Raw genomic sequence first — 20,789 nt, forward strand, 5'->3', positions numbered from 1 at the left:
GGCCGCGCCCGCGCGGCCAACAACTCTGTCGGCACACCCGCCGCTTGTGACGCGCATTCGGGCCGGGCGTATGGTGCGGTTCATGACCGGATTGGACCGCCCGCGGCGGTTGCGCCGTACTCCCGCCCTGCGCCGTCTCGTGGCCGAAACAACTCTCGAGCCACGGCAACTGGTGCTGCCGATGTTCGTCGCCGACGGACTCGAGGAGCCGCGCGAGATCGGCTCCATGCCGGGCGTGCTACAGCATTCGATGGATTCGCTGCGCAAGGCGGCGGTCGATGCGGTCTCCGCGGGGGTCGGCGGGCTCATGCTCTTCGGCGTGCCGCTGCCCGAGGACAAGGACGCCACCGGCAGTAAGGCCAGTGATCCCGACGGCATTCTCAACCGGGGTCTGCGCGCGCTCGCGGACGAGGTCGGCGATTCGACGGTGGTCATGGCCGATACCTGCCTGGATGAATTCACCGACCACGGGCATTGCGGCGTGCTGTCGGCGGACGGTGCCGTCGATAACGACGCCACGCTGCACCGCTATGTGGAGATGGCGCTCGCCCAGGCCGAAGCCGGTGCGGATCTGCTCGGTACCAGCGGCATGATGGACGGCCAGGTCGGTGCGATCCGCCGCGGCCTGGACGCGGTCGGGCGCACCGATACCGGCATCCTCGCCTACGCGGCGAAGTACGCTTCGGCGTTCTACGGTCCGTTCCGTGAGGCGGTCGCCTCCACCCTGGAAGGGGATCGGCGCAGCTACCAGCAGGATCCGGCGAACCGCCGCGAGGCGATCCGGGAACTGCAACTGGATCTGGCCGAGGGCGCGGACATCGTGATGGTCAAGCCCGCGATGTCGTATCTGGACATTGTGCGCGATGTCGCCGACCATTCGACGGTGCCGGTGGCCGCGTATCAGATCTCGGGCGAATACGCGATGATCACCGCCGCCGCTCAGCGCGGCTGGATCGACCGCCGTGGCGCCATCCTGGAATCGCTGATCGGCATTCGCCGGGCCGGCGCGGATATGGTGCTCACCTACTGGGCGACCGAGGCCGCGCACTGGTTGTCGTGACGAATCCGCTCAGACCCGAGGCGCCGGGTTCGGCGTCCGGCAATCCGAAGTCATTCGAGTCCGAGTCGTCGAGCCCGGAATCGGCCATCGCGCAGTCATCCGACCCCGAGCCGGGCGGTCCGAATTCTCCGGATCGCGAGTCGGGTGGGGCGGAGTCGCACGGTTCGAATCTGCAAGGGGCGGATACTCCCGAACCGAATCCCCCCGTGCCACTTCCGGACGGCGTGTATCCGACCGAGTCGTATCCACCTCAGCCGCAGGGTGCCGAGTCGGCTGTCGGGTCACCGGGTGCCGAGGTGCCCGGGATGCCTGATTCGAATCCGCCGGGCACGGGTCCTACCGGCGCCCATCCGCCCGGGTCGCTTTCGCTCGATGTGAATCCGCAGGGTGTGCATCCGCCTGGCGCGCTTTCGTCCGGACCGTATCCGCAGAGTGCGATTCCGCCGGGAACGTATGCACCGGGGCCGTATCCACCGGGGCCGTATCCACCGGGGGCGGACCCGCGCGGGCCGGTCGTCGGGCCGCCACTGCGGCCGGAACCACCCGAGGATGTTCGGACGGCGCGGCAATTGTGGTGGGGCGTAATCGGATTCGGCATTGTGCAGATGATCGGGTCGGTTGTCGCGGCGTTTCAGCAGCGCCAGGATTTCGCGCAGAAGATGTATGACCAGGCGCATGTCAGCGATCCGAATTTCACGATGGCCAATGCGGAGCTGATGGTCTCGTTGGCCTTTGTGATCGCCATGGTGATCGGGTTGGCCTTGGCCGCATTCGCTTTGCTGTTCGTGCATCAGTTCGTCCGCGGAAAGCTGTGGGCGCGCACGCTTTTGACCGCTGTGGGCGTCTGGCTGGTGCTGGTCGCGGTCGGCACCCTGTTCGCGCTGGAAGCGGTGACCGGGGCGGCCTCGCTCGTGGCCGGTGCTGCGGCGATCGTGCAGGGCGTGCTGGCGGCGGGTGCGGTGTATCTGAGTCACCGTCCGGATTCGACCGCATACTTCCAGATGAATCGCAGGTGAAGGCCGTCCGCGAGTTTGTCAAGAAATCGGCAACATGTATCGTGAGGGTTGTCACGGAGGACATGGGAACCAGAAGTCGTTTGTTACACGTTGTCTTAGGCTTGGTAAGTACGTTGACCAGATGGTTCCGGGAGATCGGAGGCATCGATGCGAGTTGTGATCCAACAGCCGCAGAGTATTCGACGAGATCTGCTCGTCCTGAGCCTGCTGATCTTGTTCGCGTTGGTCACCGTCGCGCTGCTGATACTGCCCGGCGCGGTCGGCTGATCCCGGGCCGGATATCGATTCCCGTCGCTCTGCGTGGCGCGACCGGGAGCATGGTGTGACGGCTTCCGGGGATGGCGTGACCATCTTGTTCGCCGAACCGGGCGCGCGCTGGCGCTCGGTGGCCTACGGGCCGCTGTTGTGTCTGGTCGTACTGATTCTGGAATTGGTGACCGCTGCCCAGGTGCACTGGTTCGCCCTTATTTTCTGTGCCGCGCTCATCGCGGGTTTCGTTGTGCTGCAGGTGATCGCGGGGCAACGGCATGTGAGCGTCGAGTTGACCCCAGCCACGCTGCGCGAAGGCACCGAGACCCTGCCGCTGGCGGCGATCGATGCGGTGCTGCCCGAGCGGGACGAGGACGCCTGGGATGATGAGGATTGGGAATCGGCGCGTTCGCTCGGCGAATTGAGCGGGCTACCACGCCGACGCACCGGCATCGGGCTGCGGCTCGTCGGTGGTGACCTGGTGCAGGCGTGGGCGAAGGATCACCGCGGACTGCGGGCCGCGCTTACCGAAGCACTCGGCGGGACCGATGCCGACCCGCCCACGCGGACCGAGGAGACCGAAGACAGCGAGAAGGGAGCGGATCGTTGAAGCGCTTGATCACGCTCGGTGACCGGATGCTGACGGCATTGGTCGAGTTCACCCTCGCGCTCGGCTGCGCGGTTCTCGCGGTGGTGAGCTGGCGCAACGGGCTGATCATCACCACCTTCGCGCCGTCGGGTGATGTGCCCGGCTTCGACGCCACCCGCTACAGCGCTCCGTGGTTGGTGCTGGCCGCCGTCCTGGTCATGGTGTCCGGTGTGCTCGCCATCGATGCCGTCGCGCGCACGGTGCGTGCCGCGCGGGCACGCTGACCAGGTACAGCCCTGGCGCATCGGCCGCGACCGCGCAACCGGACAGGTGCCGCGACCGTGCGGTGCAATGGTCGGCATTCGGTGAATACTGTTGTGGCCGTTATGCTTTCGGCCAGCATCCGAATTGTGTCGACTGGGAGAAATGCTTGTGATTCGTTTTGCCGGGAAAGTGTGCGCGGCGGTCGTCGGGGCGGCCGTGATCGGTGCGGCGCCCGCATGGGCCGCGCCGGGACTGCCGTTGGAGCCCGCCGCTCAGACCGACACTTCGGTTGAGGTGGCCCAGCCCGCGCCGATCTTCGTGCCCGATTCGGGTTCGGCGAGTGTGTACAACAACTTCATGTGCCAGCTGCACACCGTCTCGGCCTCGGCGCCATGCATGTACGCCTGAATCGACCCACCCTGCCGGCTGCCAGCAGCTAGCTCCAGTTCTGATAGACGTCCAGCACGCGGCCGTCCCTGGTGCCCGGCGCGTTCAGGTACAGCGTGACGGTGCCGTCCAGATGGTCGGCCGCCTCCATGATGACCTGGCGCAATGAGGCGTGCACACCGCCGTTCTCGTCGCGGTGGATCTCGGTATCGCCTTTGAGTCCGGCACCGATCCGGTTGAGCGGTACCACCATCGTCACCACTGCGGGCAGCGGTCCGTCGCCGAGGGCTGTGGTCTCCGCGTGATCCAGGTGTAGCCCGACCCGGTCGGGCTGGCTGATCGGATCAGCGGCGGCCGCTGTCCCGGTGCCGAACGTGACGGCGGCGGCGAGCGCGGCAATGATCGTGGCACTGATGACGGTAAACCGCATTGGATCCTCCCGATGGGTTGGATGGTGCGAGTGCGACGACGCACCGACATTACGCACCAGCAATCGGTCAGCGATCGATATTGGTCGCAACCGTGATCGGCGTGTTGCTCCGGTCCGCACGACCGAGCTGCGGTCTGCGTCACTCGACTACACCCTGTCGTCGACTCCTTCCAATAGGGCTGAGACACTGGATGTCGTGAGTTCTTCTCCGCGCGTGACCAGGGCATCGGTGCCGGTCTCGGCTCAGCTCTTCGACCGGGCCGCCTCCGTGATTCCGGGCGGTGTGAATTCGCCGGTGCGGGCCTTCAAGTCCGTCGGCGGTACACCGCGATTCATTGCATCGGCCAAGGGCTACACACTCACCGATGTCGATGGCAACGAATACGTCGACCTGGTGTGTTCGTGGGGTCCGATGATTCTCGGCCATGCGCATCCCGCGGTGGTCGAGGCGGTGCAGCGCGCGGCGGTCGGCGGACTATCGTTCGGCGCGCCGACCGAGGCCGAGATCGAACTCGCCGAGCTGATCGCCGAACGGGTGGCGCCGGTGGACCGGGTCCGCTTGGTCAACTCCGGCACCGAAGCCACCATGAGCGCGGTCCGGTTGGCACGCGGCTACACCGGTCGCGCCAAGATCATCAAATTCTCGGGTTGCTACCACGGTCATGTGGACGCACTGCTCGCCGATGCCGGATCGGGTGTCGCGACGCTCGGCCTGCCGACCTCGCCGGGCGTTACCGGCGCGCAAGCGGGCGACACCATCGTGCTGCCGTACAACGACATCGACGCCGTTGCCGCCGCCTTCGCCGCGCATCCGGGTGAAATCGCGTGCGTTATCACCGAGGCAGCCGCAGGCAATATGGGTGCCGTCGCACCGCTGCCCGGTTTCAACGAGGGCCTGCGAAAGCTGACAGCCGCGGACGGTGCGCTGCTGATCATGGACGAGGTGATGACCGGATTTCGGGTGAGCCGGTCCGGCTGGTTCGGTCGCGACGGTGTCGCCGGTGACCTCTACACCTTCGGCAAGGTGATGAGCGGTGGACTGCCTGCCGCCGCGTTCGGCGGGCGCGCCGAGATCATGAATCACCTTGCGCCGCTCGGTCCGGTGTATCAGGCGGGCACTCTGTCCGGGAACCCGGTCGCCGTCGCCGCTGGGCTCGCCTCGCTGCGGGCGGCCGATGCGGCGGTGTACGCCGCACTCGATCACAATGCCGAGCGACTGGGTGGCTTGTTCACCGAGGCGCTCGCAGCGGCGGGGGTCGAGCATCAGGTCCAGTTCGCGGGCAATATGGTGAGCGTGTTCTTCGCCGACCGTCCGGTCACCGACTACGCCGCCGCCAAAGCCAGCCAGACCTGGCGCTTTCCAGCTTTCTTCCACGCACTGCTCGACGGCGGTGTGTACGCGCCGCCGAGCGCGTTCGAGGCATGGTTCGTCTCCGCGGCGCTCGACGAGGACGCATTCGACCGTATCGCCGCCGCCCTGCCCGCCGCCGCACATGCGGCCGCGGCCGCCACCCCCGAAGGATTCCGCGCGTGAGTTCCGACCAGCCAGATTCAGAAGTGCGCGAACTACCAGACATCCCCGCTGACAAGTTCGAAATCGTCGATCGGTCCGATGCCTCGGATGCCGACGAGACGGAAGGGCCCGTCGCTGCGGCTGCCCCGCGTACTTCCGGCATCGTCATCGGCCCGCGTGGCGACGAGTCGTCGGTCGATGCGGGGGCGCACGACACCGTCGAGACCATCGTGCACGTGCTGCGACACGGCGAGGTGCACAACCCGAAGGGCATTCTCTACGGTCGCCTGCCCGGATTCAGCCTCTCGGTGACCGGTCGCGCGCAGGCCGGTGCGGTCGCACGGTCGCTGGCCGAACACGATGTCGCGCTGGTCATCGCCTCGCCGCTGCAGCGGGCGCAGGAGACCGCGGATCCGATCGCGCGCCAGCACGGGCTGCTCGTGCGCACCGACGAGAACCTGATCGAGGCCGGTAATACCTTCGAGGGCCTGCGGGTTTCGGTCGGCGACGGTGCGCTGCGTAAGCCGAGGCACTGGTGGAAGCTGCGCGATCCGTTCACCCCGTCCTGGGGCGAGCCGTATCTGCAGATCGCGCACCGCATGCTGGCCGCGGTCAACAAGGCCAGGGTCGAGGCGGCCGGACACGAGGCGGTGCTGGTATCGCATCAGCTGCCGGTCTGGACGCTGCGGCGGTTCCTGCAGGGCCAGCGGCTCTGGCACGATCCGCGGCACCGGCAGTGCTCGCTCGCCTCGCTGACCTCACTGGTCTACCAGGGCGACACCCTCGTCGACATCGTCTACTCCGAGCCCGCGGGTGGTTCGGATCCCACGGTGCACGGCGCATGAGAACTTCTTCCCGGCCGTCGGCCCGGCGTTTCGCGCTGGTCCTTTTCGCGTGCGTGGCCCTGGTGGCCGCGCTCGCGGGATGTTCGACCGGGAAGGATGCGGTGGCCTCCGGCGGTACGTTCGAATTCGTCTCGCCCGGTGGCAAAACCGATATTTTCTACGATCCGCCCGCCGCGCGTGGCACCATCGGCAAGCTCGCCGGGCCGGATCTGATGACCTCGGGCAAGACGACCTCGGTCGCCGATTTTCCGGACAAGGTGGTCGTGCTCAATCTGTGGGGGCAGTGGTGCGGGCCGTGCCGCGCCGAGGCGCCCGCGCTCGAAAAGGTCTACGAGGCAACCAAGGACAGGGGCGTCGTTTTTCTCGGCATCAATGTCCGTGATTTCCAGCAGGACAAGGCGCAGGACTTCGTCATCGACAACAAGGTCGGTTATCCGTCCGTCTACGACCCGTCCATGCGCACCCTGCTCGCGCTCGGCGGCAACTTCCCGACCAGTGTCATTCCCACCACGCTGGTGCTGGATCGGCAACATCGGGTCGCCGCTGTCTTCCTCCGGTCGCTCTTGGCGGAAGACCTCCAACCAATCGTCGAACGCATTGCCGCGGAAGGGTCGCAGTGATACCGCGGAAGCCGTTCGGCCCATGCCGTCATGACGTCCCGCTCGAGAGCGAGCGGTAGGAAGGTGCAATCGTGAATCGCGATCGCCGTACTCGTAGCCCGCGTGCCTGTCGCCCGCGGCAGGCCGCCCGTCTTGTTCGCGGTGTCTGGACGGTCGATGACCGGTGGGTCGGCGTCGCCGCGGTACCGCGCAGCGCCGCCGCCGATTCCATGATGGACTTCGTTCCCCCCGCAACGAATACTAATGCTGCGCCGGTGCCAGAGCGCGCCGATCGACCCCCACTGGAGTCCGACTGATGGTGCTTGCCGCAGTAGGTGATTCGTTCCAGCAAACGGCGGCGACGGGGCCGCTGTTATTGGCGCTCGGCGCATGCGTACTGGCCGGACTGGTCTCGTTCGCGTCGCCGTGTGTGGTGCCGCTGGTGCCGGGTTACCTGTCCTATCTCGCCGGGCTGGTCGGTGCCGAGGCGCCGCCCGCCACCGCGGCGCAGGCCAAAAGCCTCGGCGGCACCGCGGTTTCGGTCGATCGGGCTGCGGCACGTACGGGTCGGATCCGAGTGGCCGGCGCGGCCGGTTTGTTCGTCGCGGGCTTCACCGTGGTGTTCGTGCTCGCCACCGCAACGGTTTTCGGCGTCATCCAGACCCTGAACGTGAATCGTGAACTGCTGCAACGGGTTGGCGGTGTCATCACCATCCTGATGGGTTTGGTGTTCATCGGCCTGATCCCCGCGTTGCAGCGCGATACGCGGATGGAGCCGCGCAGGCTCACCAGTATTCTGGGCGCTCCGCTGCTCGGCGCGGTCTTCGCGCTCGGCTGGACACCGTGTCTCGGGCCGACGCTGTCCGGGGTGATGGCGGTTTCGGCCGGGACCGAGGGCACCACGGCCGTGCGCGGCGTCGCGCTGATCGTCGCCTACTGCCTCGGCCTCGGACTGCCGTTCGTGATCCTGGCCTTCGGTTCGGCGAGTGCGTTGCGCGGCGTCGGTTGGCTGCGGCGCAATTCGCGCACCATTCAGATCATCGGGGGCATATTGCTCGTGGCGGTCGGGATCGCGCTGGTCACGGGGGCGTGGGACCAGTTCGTCGCCTGGGTGCGCGATGTGTTCGTTTCCGAGGTGACACTGCCGATATGACCGTGCTCGACAGACCCGAGGCGCCGGTGACGCGGCCGAAGCAGTCCCCCATCGGGCATGCCTGGGCGCTCGTGCGCAATGCCTGGCGCGGCCTGACCAGCATGCGCACCGCGCTGGTACTGCTGTTCCTGCTGGCCCTGGGTGCGATTCCGGGTGCGCTGCTGCCGCAGCGAAATCTCAATGAGGGCAAGGTCGAGCAGTACATTGCCGACCGCCCGACACTCGGGCCGTGGATGGACCGGTTCCAGCTGTTCGACGTGTTCTCCAGCTTCTGGTTCACGGCAATCTATGCGCTGCTTTTCATTTCGCTCGTCGGCTGCATTCTGCCGCGCTGCCTGGATCACTATCGCGCGTTGCGCACGCCGCCGGTTCGGGTGCCGCGCAATCTGTCTCGGCTGCCGCACCACCACCGCGAGACCGTCGACGGCACACCGGACTCCGTGCTCGAGTATGCGCGGAAAGAACTGCGCGGCTGGCGAACCGAGGTGCGCGACGGTACTCGCGAAGGCGAGATCACGCTCTCCGCGGAGAAGGGCTACACCCGCGAGCTCGGCAACCTCGTCTTCCACCTGGCCCTGGTCGGGCTGCTCGCCGCCATCGCGGTCGGCAAGCTCTTCGGTTACGAGGGCAGCGTCATCGTCATCGCGAACAACGGTCCCGGCTTCTGCACGACCTCGCCCGCGGTCTTCGACTCGTTCAAGGCGGGCAATGTCAACGACGGCACCGGTATGGCGCCATTGTGCGTGCGGGTCAAGGACTTCAAGGCCGACTACCTGCAGAACGGCCAGGCCGAGATGTTCACCTCGAATATCGAATATCAGGCCGGCGGCGATCTGCACAGCGATACCTGGCGCGATGCGCAGATCCAGGTGAACCATCCGCTGCGTGTCGCGGGGGACCGGTTGTACCTGCAGGGCCACGGTTACGCACCGACATTCACGGTGACCTTCCCGAACGGGCAGACCCGCACCGAGACCGTCCAATGGCGGCCTGATAATGCGCAGACCTTCCTGTCCAGCGGTGTGCTGCGGATCGATCCACCCGGCGGCATGTACGCGACCGACGAAGAGCGCCGCAAGAACCAGATCGCCATCGAGGGCTTGTTCGCACCGACCGCGCTGTTGCACGGCAGCCTGCTGACCTCCTCGTTCCCGACCATGAACGATCCGGCCGTCGCGGTGGACGTCTATCGCGGCGACACCGGCCTCGATACCGGTAAGCCGCAGTCGTTGTTCGCGCTGGATCCCGAGCAGGTCAAGCAGGGGCGACTGACCAAGGAGGCCAGGGTCAACCTGCGTCCCGGCGAGTCGACGACGCTGCCCAATGGCACCAAGGTCACCTTCGACGGTGCGCAGGAATTCGTGAATCTGCAGGTATCCCACGATCCGGCGCAGCAGTGGGTGCTGGTGAGCGCACTGGCCATGATGGCCGGGTTGCTGGTGTCGCTATTGGTGAAGCGGCGGCGCATCTGGATCCGCGTCTATCCGGCCGACGACGAAGCGGGTATCGTCGACAAACGACGCACCGTAGTAGAGATGGGCGGGCTCGCCAGAACCGATCAGGCGGGCTGGGGCGGCGAATTCGATCGCCTGCGCAAGCGCCTGCTCGATGACCAATCCGCCACGGGAGAGTGACCATGCCGATCGACGAGACCATCGCCCAGTACAGCGATCTCGCCTTCAAATCGGCGATCGTCGTGTACGCGCTGGTGCTGGTGCTGCTGATCGTGCAGTACGCGGCGGCACGGACGCAGCAGGTCGTCGCGCGTGAACTGGTAACCGTCGGCGGCGGTTCCGATCGTCCCGCCGGGCCCGGCCGGGTCGAGACGCCGCAGGCCAGGCCGTTGGCCGACCGCGCGGGCAATATGGCTTTCGCGGTGCTGTTCGTCGCGATCGCCCTGCACGTGACCTCGATCGTGTTGCGCGGCTTCGCAACCCACCGCTTCCCGCTCGGCAACATGTACGAATTCGTCACCATGGCGACCGCCGCGGCCGCCGTCGTCGGCATGGTGTTCCTGCGTGAGCAGCGCTATCGTTCGATGTGGGTCTTCCTGCTCGTTCCGATCCTCATCCTGTTGTTCCTGGCCGGCACCGTGCTCTACGCCGACGCGGCACCCGTGGTGCCCGCACTGAAGTCGTTCTGGCTGCCGGTGCACGTCACCATCGTCAGCATCGGCAGCGGTGTCTTCCTGGTCTCCGGCATAGCCAGCCTGCTGTTCCTCTACCGCCTGCGTCAGCCCGAAGGCGCCGAATCCGGCAATATCCTCGGCGCCATCGCCCGCCGCCTCCCCGACGCCCGCACTCTCGACCGCCTCGCCTACAAAACCACCATCATCGGTTTCCCCCTCTTCGGTGCTGGCGTAATCCTCGGCGCCATTTGGGCCGAAGCCGCCTGGGGCCGCTTCTGGGGTTGGGACCCCAAGGAAACCTGCTCCTTCATCGCCTGGGTCCTCTACGCCGCCTACCTCCACGCCCGCGCGACATCGGGTTGGCGCGACACCAAGGCCGCCTACATCAATATCGCCGGTTTCGTCGCGATGCTGTTCAACTTGTTCATCATCAACATCGTCATCAGCGGGTTGCACTCGTACGCCGGGCTGAACTAGAGGGCGTTACCTGCGGAAATGCTGATCAGTCCGGTATGAGCAGCGATGCGAGGTAGTGCTGGAGGTCTTCCAGCCATTGCCATTGCCGAACACCTTCACCTTCGATGAAGTCGACGTCTGCGGTCCAAAAGCCAGCCGTTTCGCCAGATGCACAGACCGACGAACGCGCCGAGCGGAATTGCGACGCGTAGCTGCTCCGGCGTGGGTCGTGTAGCGCCCAGACCTGCTCCGTCGTCGCGATGTATACCGACACAGTTTGCCCGGACCCCAGAAGCAATGGCACCTGTAAATCCGGCTGTCGGCCGGTTTCGAGCCCGGTTAGCGTGCTGTGTGACAAGCGAATTCGATGACAGGAAGAGGATCATGAAGAGGACAGTTGTCGGTTGTGTGGCCGTGGTTGCGTTCGCCCTCGGGGGCGGTGCGGCAATGGGCTCCGCCGCGGCATCGCCCGGTGTTGCGCTGGAACCGGCTCCGGCGAATACCGCACAGACGGCGGCTGCCACGGCCGGTGGTACGGGATCGGCCACCGGATCTGCCGATGCTTCGGTGACGGTGCTCAAACTGCTGGGAATCACCTCGATGTGCACCTTGTCCGCCAACTTTGCGGGGTGCAACGGGATGCCGTGGTGACCACCGCACGCTGATCCCGTTGCTCCGCGAGATGTCGGGCCCAGGCATTTCCGGTGCTGCCCAACGCCTACAACCGGTAGACGCAGACTACGAATTGGCGTTGGTGGTAGACGATTCCGCGGTCGCTGGAGGAGCAGATGTTGACGTTCGTGGTGTTCTGTTTGATGTCGACGACGCGGACCGCGTCGGGGACGCCCTTGGTGTCGCAGTCGAGGCGCTTGGGGTTGTCCTTGTTCGGATCCACGCAACCGCCGATTACCCAGTCGATGTCCAGGCAGAGGGCGGCGCGGTTGATGCCGCGCAGGGTGTCGTCGAGCGTGCGGTCGGCGTCGCCGGGGCAGGCGGCGTTATCGGGCGCCTTATCGATGACCTTGTAGCCAGAAGTGGCGCTGCCGCAGGCGGTCTTGCCGAGGGTGGGGGTGTCGCCGCTGCCGCCGATCTCGACGCAGTCACCGACGTCCACCTTCAGGCCGCCCGCGATCTTGTCGAAGGTGCTGCGGATGGCAGAGGTGGTCGGTGGGGCCTCGGGGTTGGTCAGCGGCAGCTCGGGGAACGCCGGTTCCGACGCCGTGGTCGGTGCGACGTCGTTCTGCGCCGCGGGCGATGGGCTGCTCGTGGTGGACTTGCCGTTGCTCAGCGACATCGCGGCGACCGCCACGACAGCTGCGGCCAGCGCGGTTGCAGCTATGAAGACCGTCAAGGTGAGACCCGCACGGATACGTTGACGCGACACCTGTGACGTCCTCCAGGGCTGTTCGAACTCGCATGCCGAGATCCGAAGTTGAAAATTGGATAGCGAGAAATCACGTCATGCCTACACCATTCGATGCGGTGCGTCGAGTCATCCCATTCGTGGGGACAGCAAAATACATGTGTGAAACGATCACGGGTCGAATATTTGTATAACAATCAAATAACGATAACCTTTGAAGGTTTCCCAAATATCGTGCGAGGCAACAAGCTACGTGGCGCTAGACGCGTCAACCGGCTATCTGGGCCGGTGCTTGTCAGAAGGAAATTTTGATGAAGTTCGGCACGTTCGCCGTCACCCTCGTGTCCATCGCCGCCGTGGGAATCGCGGCCGGAACCGCGAATGCGAAGCCAACGGAAGTTGCCAAAGAGGTGTCGGCCTCCGGCGTCGAGCAGGGAATCGGTTACCGCACGGTGGCTTCCGATACCCCGGATGCGCACCGCGTGCTCACCACTGTCGTCGACAGCGGCAAGTTCGAACTCGCCGACAACGGCACCAAGGTCGAGCTGAAGTCGGACGCCGGCGCCGTCGTCGCGGAAGTCCCCTTGACCTACGAGCTCTCCGGCACCCATGTCGCGGTCGACCAGACGATCTCCGATGACGGCCGAACCCTCGCTCTCACACCGAAATTGACCGCCAATAACATCGGCGAGATGCAGCCGGTCAACTCCATGGCCCGCCTGACCGACGAAATCAACAAGAACATCGTCGGCGTGGTCCTCGGCGGCGTACTCGGCCTCATCATCGGCGCTATCGTCGGTGTCTTCTTCTTCAGCCTCATCACTGGCCCGATCGGCGCGGTTATCGGCGCGATGGCCGGTGGCTACATCATGGGCGGGCAGTCCTTCATGGACGCGTTGATGGCCGTCATCAACGGCGAGCCGTGATCGTTCGAGCTGCCGAACCGTACGTCGAGGGGCATGACGGCGGCCTTCGATGAGATGAATTCCCGCGACCTGGTCGGCCTGTTGGCCGAGGAGGAGCAGCAGGATCTGCGGCTGGTCGGACTTCGCGTCAGCGGTAGCAACCGGTTGCGGAGGCTTCCCCGCGGCGCGATTCAGCGTCGGCGCAGCAAATAGACCGTGTGGTCAATATGGTTGCACGACTGAGGGATTCGCGTCCGGCTGCCGGAAAAGCACGGCGAACCCGGCGCAACTCGCTCAGCGTTCGGCGGATCCGTCACCGTCGCGATGCTGGCGCGAAATACGCCAGAGGAATTCTGGGTCGTCGTCGGGCCCTTTGATGCGCTTGCGCTGCGGCGAACGCGTGGGCGGTCCGGCGGTCTTCTCGGGGCCGAACGCCTTCCAGCACAACACCGCGACTGCAACTACCGCGATGAGTGCCAACAGGTACGTCACGTCGCTCACCTCCTGCTAACGAGGGTAGTCGCGTGCGTAGCCTTCGAACACCGCAGAAACGAAATTGGTGGGTGCGGGCCCCTGGACGGCGAGACTCGGCTCACAGCTTTGGGCCCGCGGACCATGATCAGCGTGCGGTCGCCTCGGTGGTCAGCGACTTGAGCAGCTGGAGTACTTCGGATTCGCGGAACCGGCGGTGCCCGCCCGGTGTGCGCAGGGACCCAAGGCGCCCGGCGTGGGCCCAGCGGGTGACGGTTTTCGGGTCGACGTGGAACATGGCGGCAACTTGGCCTGGGGTCAGCAGAGTGTCCTGGCCGCCGACGGTGATCGCAGTCATAGCAAACCTCTCCGTTCTCGACAGTTCCCTCATCAGATGGCGCCATCGTCGCACTGCAACCCCTAGGTACTCGAACCACCTACAGTTGGTAAAGGGGAAGTAATAGACAAAACGGATATGCGCCCGTCCTCGACAGCAGGTATCGCCGAGGCTGGGCAATAGCTTCGCATAGGCTGGACGGCGTGAGTGACGCAACTCCACCACAGGGTGAACCCAAACAACAAACCGCTGGCGCCGGCGCGCGGCTGGCCCGCCACCTGGCGCTGTATACGCTCGCCAGGCTGGGGCTGGTCGTCGTCATCACCGCCGCGGTCATCGGGGTCGCCTGGCTCGTCTCGGTGGAGATCCCGCTGGTAGTCGCCGCCCTGTTCGCGTTGATCATCGCGATGCCGCTGTCGCTGACATTGTTCAAGAAGTTGCGCGCTCGGGTCAACGAGGACATTGCGGTCGTCGACGCGAAGCGTCGCCAGGACAAGGCGCAGCTGCGCGCCCGGCTGCGCGGTAACGACAACCCGACTGGTTCGGCCTCGTGAAGTCCTGCGATCGCAGTACGCCACGCGCCTGGGTCGACAATGCCGTGCGGCTCATCGAGGCCGACACGCAGCGCAGTGCCGACACCCATCTGATCCGGTACCCGCTGCCCGCCGCCTGGCAAGTCCAGCTGTATCTGAAGGATGAGTCGACCCACATCACCGGCAGCCTCAAGCACCGGCTGGCGCGGTCGCTGTTTCTGTATGCGATCTGCAACGGCTGGGTCACCGAGGGCACCACGGTGGTCGAGGCGTCGTCCGGTTCGACCGCGGTCAGCGAGGCGTATTTCGCCAAATTGCTCGGCCTGGATTTTATCGCGGTGATGCCGGCGCGCACCTCGCCGCAGAAAATCGAGTTGATCGAAGCCCAAGGCGGCCGTTGTCATTTCGTGCAGCGCCCACCGGATATGTACACCGAGGCGGTGCGGCTGGCCGCCGAATGCGGTGGCCACTACATGGATCAGTTCACCCATGCCGAGCGCGCCACCGACTGGCGCGGCAATAACAACATCGCCGAATCCATTTTCCAGCAAATGGAATTGGAGGCGCATCCGGTGCCGGACTGGATCGTGGTCGGTGCGGGTACCGGCGGCACCAGCGCCACCATCGGTCGTTATATCCGCTATCACCGCTACCCGTCGAAACTGGCCGTGGTCGACCCGGAGAACTCCGCGTTCTACGGCGGCTACGAAACGGCCGACGCCGGTTATCAGACCGGAATGCCCTCGCGCATAGAGGGAATCGGCCGGCCGCGGGTCGAGCCGTCGTTCGTCGGTCAGGTGGTGGATCGGATGATCGAGGTACCCGACGCCGCGTCGATCGCCACCGCCCGGCTCGCGAGTCGGGTAATCGGCCGCCGCGTAGGCGGTTCCACCGGAACCAATCTGTGGGGTGCGTTCGCGCTCATCGCCGAAATGATCTCCACCGGTCGTTCGGGCAGCGTGGTCACGCTGCTCTGTGACGGCGGAGATCGCTATGCCGGAACGTATTTCGATGACGCCTGGGTCCAGGCGCAGGGGATGAACCTCGCCGAGCCCGCCGCGATCCTGGAGAAGTTCGCCGCGACCGGCATCTGGTCCGGCTAGCCGCCTTTGTTCGAAAGGCTCTTTACAACAGATCTTTCAGCTCGGCATCGGTGATTCCGGCATCTGCTGCTCGGCATGCTGCGCGCGCCCAATGCGACCACCACCCGCATCCTCGGCGGTCCGCAGGCGATCGATGCGCTCCGACCGAAGGTGCACGCGTTACTCGATCGCGCCACCCGATTGGCGCTTTGTGGCAGCGCATACCCGCCCGCCGGGCCTAGCATTGGCACATGCAGCTTCTGATTCGGTTGATCATCAATGCGGTGGCCATCTGGCTGGCCGCCGCTTGGGTCGACAAGATCGAAATTCTCAGTCCCGCGGACAAGGGCAATGGCGGGAAGGTCATTGTCATCCTGGTCATCGCGGTGGTCTTCACCGTGGTGAACGCGGTGATCAAGCCGATTGTGAAACTTCTATCGCTACCGCTGGTAGTCGTGACCCTCGGCCTGTTCCTGCTGGTGATCAACGCACTGATGCTGTGGCTGACCGCGAAGATCACCGAAACCACCGACTATGGCCTGCGCGTCGACGGCTTCTGGGCCGCCGTCTGGGGCGGCATCATCGTAGCGGTGGTCAACTGGGTCCTCGGCATCCTGGTCCCGGACGGCGACTGATAGCTGCGGCGCGGGCTACCCTCCTGGTCACTCGCGCGCTATCAACCGGCGATACCCGACTAACCGGCGATACCCAGCGCCAATGCGGTAACCGCTGACCACACCAACAGCGCCAACCCTGAATCGCGGAGCGCCGGAATCAATTCCAGCCCACCCATACCGGAGCGCACCGGTGCGTTGGCGCGCACCGCCAACGGCACGGCGACCAGTCCGACCAGCGCCCACGGCGTGCGGACGACCAACAGCAGCGTCGCGATGAACGGCACGGCGAGCAGCGCCAGATGCAGCGTCCGGGTCCGCGGATCGCCGAGTTTGACCGCGAGGGTGACCTTCCCGGATTCGGTATCGGTCGGAATGTCGCGCAGATTATTGGCGACAAGTACCGCACTGGAGAACGCACCGACCCCGATCGCCAGTACCAGGCCCGCCCATTCGATCCGCTCGGCCTGCACGAATTCGGTGCCGAGTACACCGATCAGACCGAAGAAGACGAAGACCGCCAACTCACCGAACCCGCTGTAGCCGTAGGGCTTGCTGCCGCCGGTGTAGAACCAGGCACCGGCCAGACAGGCCGCGCCGACCAGCAGCAACCACCACGCCGTCGCGATGACGAGCACCAGCCCGAAGACCGCTCCAACAGCCAGGCTGACGATCGCGGCATTCTTGACCGCGGCGGGCGAGGCGAGCTGCTGCCCGACCAGCCGCAGCGGACCGACCCGCACATCATCGGTGCCGCGGATACCGTCGGAGTAGTCGTTGGCGTAATTCACCCCGATGATCAGGGCCAGCGAAACCAGCAGCGCGAGAACGGCTTTCCACCACACCGCGCCATCGATCGAGGCGGCGGCGCCGGTTCCGGCGAGGACAGGGGCGATCGCGTTCGGCAGAGTACGGGGCCGTGCGCCCTCGAGCCATTGCGCTGCAGTAGCCATATTCGCAGCCTAATGCGCGGGCGCTATCCGGCCCGCTCGGGCGGTTCAGTTGGACTCCGCGGCCGCCATCGGCCGGTCGAGGCCCTTCTCGAATTCCTGTCCGATCATGTTGTCGAAGGGAACACCTTCGCGATCAGTTCCATGCAAGCTCAACAGGCAGTATTCGATGGCGGCGCTCCTGGGTCCCTTCGTCACATTGCGATACCGCCTTCGGGCCCGTCGCTCGCGCCGCGGCTCGCATACGATAACGACGGAATGTCTCCGGATCAGAGCGGCCCGAACGGCCGAGGTCAAACCCTGACGACGCCCGCAGGCGAATCGGTCGTAGTGGCCCTGCTGGGCGAAATCGCGCTACGCCGAGACGGCACGCTCGCGGCATTACCCGGGGCGCGGTCGCGGCTGCTGCTCGCGGCTCTCGCCCTGCGCCCCGGCCGCAGCCGCAGTGCTCAGGCGCTGATCGATGAGGTGTGGGGTGACCAGCCGCCCCGCGCGCCGACGAACGCGCTGCACACTCAGGTGTCGCGGCTGCGCGCGACGCTACCGGATGCGGCGCTGGAGATCGGTCCGGCGGGATACCGCCTTACCTTGACCGCCGATCAGGTCGATGTGACCCTCGTGGACGACTTGGTGCGCGCGGCCCGCGCCAAACAGGCCAGCGGTGACCACGCCGGATGTCTCGAGGTGCTGACCCGGGCCAGGTCACTCTGGCGCGGCGAGCCCGGTGCCGACCTCCCCGCGGGTGACCTTGCCGACGAACTACGCACTGCGGCCGCGCACCGGTGGTCCGAACTCGAGGCGATCGAGGTCGCCGCCCGGGTCGCCGGCGGTGATCTCGACGGCGCGGTGGCGATCACCCGCCGAACCGCGGCCGCGAAGCCGCTCGACGAGCCCGCGCACGCCATCGTGATGCGGTTGCTCGCCGCGGCCGGGCGGCCGAACGAAGCCCTCGATGTCTTCGCATCGATCCGCGGGCGGCTGGTCGAAGAACTCGGCGCGGATCCGGGTCCGGCGCTGGTGGAGCTGAATACCGCCATCCTGCGCGGTGATCCGATGCCCGGTTTCACAGCACGCACCGAGCATATCGGGGTCATGCCGACTCCGACGCCCATCGCGAATTCGGTCGCACCAGGTGATCCGACCGTATCGGTCGCGGTACGCGATTCGGCCGAACGAGATTCCGCCGGGCGGGATTCGATGGCGTTGGATTCGATGGCGTTGGATTCGATTGGACGGGTCGCGGATTCGGTCGCTGCCGCACCGCCGAGTGTCGTCTCGGCGATCGGCCTGCGCGCGGCCCCCAATGCCCTGCTCGGACGTGCCGCTGATCTGGACGCACTCGGGCAACTGCTGCACCGCTCCCGGGTGACGACCGTGCTCGGCCCCGGCGGCACCGGAAAGACCAGGGTGGCCAACGAATTGGGCGCTCGAGTCGCGCGCAGCGAATCCGTGGTGCTGGTGGAGCTGGCGTCGGTGCGGGCCGATACCGCTGCCGCGGATCCGCGCACCGATGTCGAGGCCGCGATCAGCACGACGCTCGGCCTCGGCGAGATGGTGCTCGAGCCGACGTGGCGGCGCTCGATCGGCTACAGCGATGCCGGTCGCCGTCTGCGCGATGCGCTCGCCGCCCGCCCGACGCTATTGATCTTGGACAATTGTGAGCATCTGATCGATGCGGTCGCCGAGGTGGTCGCCGATCTGGTCGGCAGCTGCGACCAGCTCAGCGTGCTCACCACCAGCCGCGCGCCACTGGCGATCACGGCGGAAACGGTCTATCCGCTGGCGCCCTTGGCAATCGACGCGGCTGGATCGCCCGCAACCGAACTGTTCATGGCCAGAGCGCGCGCGGTGCGGCCCACCGTGCGTCTGGATCCCGAAGTGGTGGCCCGGCTGTGCGGCACACTCGACGGGCTGCCGCTGGCCATCGAACTCGCGGCCGCCCGCGTGCGGACCATGAGCGTCGAGGAGATCGAAACCCGCCTGGAACACCGATTCGCCTTGCTGCGCACCGGCGATCGCTCCTCGCCGGAACGACATCGCACCCTGCACGCGGTGATCGCGTGGAGCTGGAATCTGCTCGAGGAGCCGCAGCAGATCGCCCTGCGCAGGCTGTGCCGCTTTCCGGCGGGGTTCACCCTCGATGCCGCCGAAGTGGTGGCGGGCGGCCCGGATATCGACGACGTGTCCACGGCCGTGGACGGACTGGTCGGCCAATCATTGCTCACCGTTCTGGACGACGACGAGGGCCTGATCGGAACCCGCTATCGGATGCTGGAGACGGTGCGCGAATTCGGTGAGGAACAGCTCGCGCTGACCGGATCCGATGCGGCGGCCGGCATTCCGGGTGCGATCGACGAGCGACCCGTGGTGATGGATCGCATGTCGCGCTGGGCGCGTGACTATTCGATCGCCACGGTGCACCACTATCTCTCGAACGAGGTGGCCACCGTGCTCTCGGTCGGTGCGGAGCTCGACAACCTGGTCGCGGTGCTGCGGTATGCATTGGAACGCAAGGATGCCCGCACGGTGTACCGGGTCTTCCCGATCGTGGGCACGCTATGGGTGATGCGTGGCGCACATATGGAGCTGGGTGGTTGGGCGCGCCGGATTATCACCCTGGCACCGGAACCCGGTCCGGTGCGCGGCACGGTCGCCGATCTGCAGATGCTCGCGCACCTGCTGACCGGTATGCACATGCTGTACCTGGGCGGCGCTCTGCGGCAGGTGGCGACCACGCGGGCGCGAGTCCGTCGATTGCTCGGCACCGCAATCGATCTCAATGGTGGAGCGCGCTTTCTCGGCACCATGGCCATCGCGGATGTCTCGGGTGCCGACGCGCCGCGGCGGTTCGCCGACGGTGCCAGGTCGCCGGACCCCCTGGTCCGCGCCGCGGCGGTGTTCATGCGTGCGAATATCCGGGAGAACGCGGGCCACGTCTACGGTTCCACCCGGGACGCGAAGACGGCCCTGCAGCTGATCGAGAGCAGCGATGTTGTGTGGGGCACGGCGATGGTCACCCAACATCTCGGACAGCTCGCCGGACAGACCGCGAACTACGCCGATGCGGTCGAGTACTACCGCAGGGCCGGGGAACTGTTGCGCGAGTTGCGCGCCCACGAAGAAGTCGTCGAGATGCGCAGCTATCTCGCGGTATCGCTGATCGGCGCGGGTCGGCTCGCGGAAGCGCGGTGGGAGTTGGGCTCGGCGCTCGGCGCTCGGCATGGTGATCCGGCACATGGCACCGCGATCGACGATCCGCATATCCGACGCAACCACCGCCTGGCGCCGGTCGTCATCGGAATGGCGGAACTGGAACTGGCCGAGGGCGATATCGACGCCGGACTGCGCCACTATCGGCGGGCACTCGACCTGTACGGCTGGCCCGATGACGAACCTATGCCCGGCCCGGGCATTCTGATGACCGCGAGCGGGGCCGTGGACGCGCACGTGCTGCACGGGCGGGCGGGGGCCGGCGCGGATATCGCGCGCACCCTGGTCCGCCTCGCGACGGGGCGGCGGCTCGGGCAGTTCTACGATCTGCCGCAGATCGGTGCGGTCGGCAATGCGGTCGGCACGTTCTATCTCGCGGTCGGACGACATTCGGAGATCGGCTTGGAGTTGGTCTCGCTGGCCGGCAAAGTGATGGCGCGACAGGATAATCCGTCGGCAGAATTGCGACGTCACGCGGCACTGCACCGAACGACGGTGGGGGACGCGCGCTTCGACGAAGCACTGACCAGGGCCGGCGGAATGCGTCAACGGCAGGCGGCCGACAGGATTCTCGAACTCCTGCAGGAATTGTCCTGCGACAACGAAAATCGCGGCGGGTGACATTACCGTCTCCC

General features: G+C 66.1%; 23 protein-coding genes. 18 read left to right on the plus strand and 5 right to left on the minus strand.

Features of this window, described 5'->3' with window-relative positions:
* Positions 1 to 82 precede the first annotated feature (82 nt).
* The 5 genes from hemB to AB0L63_RS15255 all read left to right on the plus strand — a co-directional run bounded on the left by hemB (position 83) and on the right by AB0L63_RS15255 (position 3,586).
* Positions 83 to 1,060 (plus strand): porphobilinogen synthase, encoded by a 978-nt coding sequence (gene hemB, locus AB0L63_RS15235; protein WP_364500096.1) that lies wholly within the window; start codon positions 83 to 85, stop codon positions 1,058 to 1,060.
* Positions 1,061 to 1,365: 305 nt separating this feature from the next.
* Positions 1,366 to 2,076 (plus strand): hypothetical protein, encoded by a 711-nt coding sequence (locus AB0L63_RS15240; RefSeq protein WP_364500099.1) that lies wholly within the window; start codon positions 1,366 to 1,368, stop codon positions 2,074 to 2,076.
* A gap of 322 nt (positions 2,077 to 2,398) precedes the next feature.
* Positions 2,399 to 2,935: a hypothetical protein gene (locus AB0L63_RS15245; protein WP_364500102.1), complete on the plus strand. Its 537-nt coding sequence runs from the start codon at positions 2,399 to 2,401 to the stop codon at positions 2,933 to 2,935.
* Positions 2,932 to 3,198 (plus strand): hypothetical protein, encoded by a 267-nt coding sequence (locus AB0L63_RS15250; RefSeq protein WP_364500105.1) that lies wholly within the window; start codon positions 2,932 to 2,934, stop codon positions 3,196 to 3,198. Before AB0L63_RS15245 ends, AB0L63_RS15250 begins: the two co-directional genes overlap by 4 nt.
* Before the next feature lie 148 nt (positions 3,199 to 3,346).
* Positions 3,347 to 3,586 carry a hypothetical protein gene (locus tag AB0L63_RS15255; protein WP_364500108.1) on the plus strand — a complete coding sequence of 80 codons (240 nt, stop codon included), beginning with the start codon at positions 3,347 to 3,349 and terminating at the stop codon, positions 3,584 to 3,586.
* Between the two features lie 28 nt (positions 3,587 to 3,614).
* Here the strand turns inward: AB0L63_RS15255 and AB0L63_RS15260 are convergent, their stop codons facing one another.
* Positions 3,615 to 3,995: a hypothetical protein gene (locus AB0L63_RS15260; protein ID WP_364500110.1), complete on the minus strand. Its 381-nt coding sequence runs from the start codon at positions 3,993 to 3,995 to the stop codon at positions 3,615 to 3,617.
* Between the two features lie 196 nt (positions 3,996 to 4,191).
* Here AB0L63_RS15260 and hemL point away from each other — a divergent pair, with 196 nt between their 5' ends.
* The 7 genes from hemL (at position 4,192) to AB0L63_RS15295 (ending at position 11,340) form a co-directional block, all read left to right on the plus strand.
* Positions 4,192 to 5,529 (plus strand): glutamate-1-semialdehyde 2,1-aminomutase, encoded by a 1,338-nt coding sequence (gene hemL, locus AB0L63_RS15265; RefSeq protein WP_364500113.1) that lies wholly within the window; start codon positions 4,192 to 4,194, stop codon positions 5,527 to 5,529.
* Between the two features lie 146 nt (positions 5,530 to 5,675).
* Positions 5,676 to 6,353 (plus strand): histidine phosphatase family protein, encoded by a 678-nt coding sequence (locus tag AB0L63_RS15270; protein WP_364500270.1) that lies wholly within the window; start codon positions 5,676 to 5,678, stop codon positions 6,351 to 6,353.
* Positions 6,350 to 6,973 (plus strand): TlpA disulfide reductase family protein, encoded by a 624-nt coding sequence (locus tag AB0L63_RS15275; RefSeq protein ID WP_364500115.1) that lies wholly within the window; start codon positions 6,350 to 6,352, stop codon positions 6,971 to 6,973. Before AB0L63_RS15270 ends, AB0L63_RS15275 begins: the two co-directional genes overlap by 4 nt.
* Before the next feature lie 295 nt (positions 6,974 to 7,268).
* Positions 7,269 to 8,105, plus strand: coding sequence for a cytochrome c biogenesis CcdA family protein (locus AB0L63_RS15280; RefSeq protein ID WP_364500118.1), 837 nt, complete (start codon positions 7,269 to 7,271; stop codon positions 8,103 to 8,105).
* Positions 8,102 to 9,739, plus strand: a complete 1,638-nt coding sequence (locus AB0L63_RS15285) for a cytochrome c biogenesis protein ResB (RefSeq protein WP_364500121.1) — start codon at positions 8,102 to 8,104, stop codon at positions 9,737 to 9,739. The genes AB0L63_RS15280 and AB0L63_RS15285 overlap by 4 nt, the downstream gene beginning before the upstream one ends.
* 2 nt (positions 9,740 to 9,741) lie before the next feature.
* The gene (ccsB, locus tag AB0L63_RS15290) at positions 9,742 to 10,710 is read left to right on the plus strand and encodes a c-type cytochrome biogenesis protein CcsB (protein ID WP_364500124.1); all 969 of its coding nucleotides are present in this window, start codon (positions 9,742 to 9,744) and stop codon (positions 10,708 to 10,710) included.
* A gap of 363 nt (positions 10,711 to 11,073) precedes the next feature.
* Entirely contained in the window at positions 11,074 to 11,340 is a 267-nt protein-coding gene (locus tag AB0L63_RS15295; RefSeq protein ID WP_364500126.1) for a hypothetical protein, read from the plus strand.
* A 67-nt stretch (positions 11,341 to 11,407) separates the two neighbouring features.
* Here the strand turns inward: AB0L63_RS15295 and AB0L63_RS15300 are convergent, their stop codons facing one another.
* Complete coding sequence (locus tag AB0L63_RS15300) at positions 11,408 to 12,073, minus strand: hypothetical protein (protein ID WP_364500129.1); 666 nt, start codon at positions 12,071 to 12,073, stop codon at positions 11,408 to 11,410.
* A 290-nt stretch (positions 12,074 to 12,363) separates the two neighbouring features.
* On the opposite strand from AB0L63_RS15300, the gene AB0L63_RS15305 reads away from it, so the two are divergent.
* Complete coding sequence (locus AB0L63_RS15305; RefSeq protein ID WP_364500132.1) at positions 12,364 to 12,978, plus strand: hypothetical protein; 615 nt, start codon at positions 12,364 to 12,366, stop codon at positions 12,976 to 12,978.
* 33 nt (positions 12,979 to 13,011) lie between these two features.
* Positions 13,012 to 13,170, plus strand: a complete 159-nt coding sequence (locus AB0L63_RS15310) for a hypothetical protein (RefSeq protein ID WP_364500134.1) — start codon at positions 13,012 to 13,014, stop codon at positions 13,168 to 13,170.
* An 81-nt stretch (positions 13,171 to 13,251) separates the two neighbouring features.
* Here AB0L63_RS15310 and AB0L63_RS15315 read toward each other — a convergent pair whose 3' ends face one another.
* Positions 13,252 to 13,449 carry a hypothetical protein gene (locus AB0L63_RS15315; RefSeq protein ID WP_329413729.1) on the minus strand — a complete coding sequence of 66 codons (198 nt, stop codon included), beginning with the start codon at positions 13,447 to 13,449 and terminating at the stop codon, positions 13,252 to 13,254.
* A 127-nt stretch (positions 13,450 to 13,576) separates the two neighbouring features.
* On the minus strand, positions 13,577 to 13,786 hold the full coding sequence (locus tag AB0L63_RS15320) for a BldC family transcriptional regulator (RefSeq protein WP_062983746.1): 210 nt from the start codon (positions 13,784 to 13,786) through the stop codon (positions 13,577 to 13,579).
* A 182-nt stretch (positions 13,787 to 13,968) separates the two neighbouring features.
* Here AB0L63_RS15320 and AB0L63_RS15325 point away from each other — a divergent pair, with 182 nt between their 5' ends.
* From AB0L63_RS15325 to AB0L63_RS15335, 3 genes are all read left to right on the plus strand, one after another.
* Positions 13,969 to 14,319: a DUF4229 domain-containing protein gene (locus AB0L63_RS15325; protein WP_364500139.1), complete on the plus strand. Its 351-nt coding sequence runs from the start codon at positions 13,969 to 13,971 to the stop codon at positions 14,317 to 14,319.
* A complete protein-coding gene (locus AB0L63_RS15330) occupies positions 14,316 to 15,401 on the plus strand; it encodes a PLP-dependent cysteine synthase family protein (RefSeq protein ID WP_364500141.1) in 1,086 nt (361 codons plus the stop codon). Before AB0L63_RS15325 ends, AB0L63_RS15330 begins: the two co-directional genes overlap by 4 nt.
* Positions 15,402 to 15,631: 230 nt before the next feature.
* Complete coding sequence (locus AB0L63_RS15335) at positions 15,632 to 16,015, plus strand: phage holin family protein (protein WP_364500144.1); 384 nt, start codon at positions 15,632 to 15,634, stop codon at positions 16,013 to 16,015.
* A gap of 59 nt (positions 16,016 to 16,074) precedes the next feature.
* On the opposite strand, the gene AB0L63_RS15340 is transcribed toward AB0L63_RS15335, so the two are convergent.
* Positions 16,075 to 16,947, minus strand: a complete 873-nt coding sequence (locus AB0L63_RS15340) for a 1,4-dihydroxy-2-naphthoate polyprenyltransferase (protein WP_364500147.1) — start codon at positions 16,945 to 16,947, stop codon at positions 16,075 to 16,077.
* Between the two features lie 255 nt (positions 16,948 to 17,202).
* On the opposite strand from AB0L63_RS15340, the gene AB0L63_RS15345 reads away from it, so the two are divergent.
* Positions 17,203 to 20,775 carry a BTAD domain-containing putative transcriptional regulator gene (locus tag AB0L63_RS15345; protein ID WP_364500150.1) on the plus strand — a complete coding sequence of 1,191 codons (3,573 nt, stop codon included), beginning with the start codon at positions 17,203 to 17,205 and terminating at the stop codon, positions 20,773 to 20,775.
* The last annotated feature ends 14 nt before the right edge of the window (positions 20,776 to 20,789 follow it).

The organism is Nocardia sp. NPDC051990 (assembly GCF_040680755.1).
Classification (GTDB): domain Bacteria; phylum Actinomycetota; class Actinomycetes; order Mycobacteriales; family Mycobacteriaceae; genus Nocardia.

Bases quoted from the DNA above. Each gene is read 5' to 3' on its own strand.
- hemB (WP_364500096.1), top strand. From the start codon at position 83: ATGACCGGATTGGACCGCCCGCGGCGGTTGCGCCGTACTCCCGCCCTG.
- AB0L63_RS15240 (WP_364500099.1), top strand. From the start codon at position 1,366: ATGCCTGATTCGAATCCGCCGGGCACGGGTCCTACCGGCGCCCATCCG.
- AB0L63_RS15260 (WP_364500110.1), bottom strand. From the start codon at position 3,995: ATGCGGTTTACCGTCATCAGTGCCACGATCATTGCCGCGCTCGCCGCC.
- AB0L63_RS15275 (WP_364500115.1), top strand. From the start codon at position 6,350: ATGAGAACTTCTTCCCGGCCGTCGGCCCGGCGTTTCGCGCTGGTCCTT.
- AB0L63_RS15280 (WP_364500118.1), top strand. From the start codon at position 7,269: ATGGTGCTTGCCGCAGTAGGTGATTCGTTCCAGCAAACGGCGGCGACG.
- AB0L63_RS15285 (WP_364500121.1), top strand. From the start codon at position 8,102: ATGACCGTGCTCGACAGACCCGAGGCGCCGGTGACGCGGCCGAAGCAG.
- ccsB (WP_364500124.1), top strand. From the start codon at position 9,742: ATGCCGATCGACGAGACCATCGCCCAGTACAGCGATCTCGCCTTCAAA.
- AB0L63_RS15295 (WP_364500126.1), top strand. From the start codon at position 11,074: ATGAAGAGGACAGTTGTCGGTTGTGTGGCCGTGGTTGCGTTCGCCCTC.
- AB0L63_RS15305 (WP_364500132.1), top strand. From the start codon at position 12,364: ATGAAGTTCGGCACGTTCGCCGTCACCCTCGTGTCCATCGCCGCCGTG.
- AB0L63_RS15310 (WP_364500134.1), top strand. From the start codon at position 13,012: ATGACGGCGGCCTTCGATGAGATGAATTCCCGCGACCTGGTCGGCCTG.
- AB0L63_RS15320 (WP_062983746.1), bottom strand. From the start codon at position 13,786: ATGACTGCGATCACCGTCGGCGGCCAGGACACTCTGCTGACCCCAGGC.
- AB0L63_RS15335 (WP_364500144.1), top strand. From the start codon at position 15,632: ATGCAGCTTCTGATTCGGTTGATCATCAATGCGGTGGCCATCTGGCTG.
- AB0L63_RS15340 (WP_364500147.1), bottom strand. From the start codon at position 16,947: ATGGCTACTGCAGCGCAATGGCTCGAGGGCGCACGGCCCCGTACTCTG.
- AB0L63_RS15345 (WP_364500150.1), top strand. From the start codon at position 17,203: ATGTCTCCGGATCAGAGCGGCCCGAACGGCCGAGGTCAAACCCTGACG.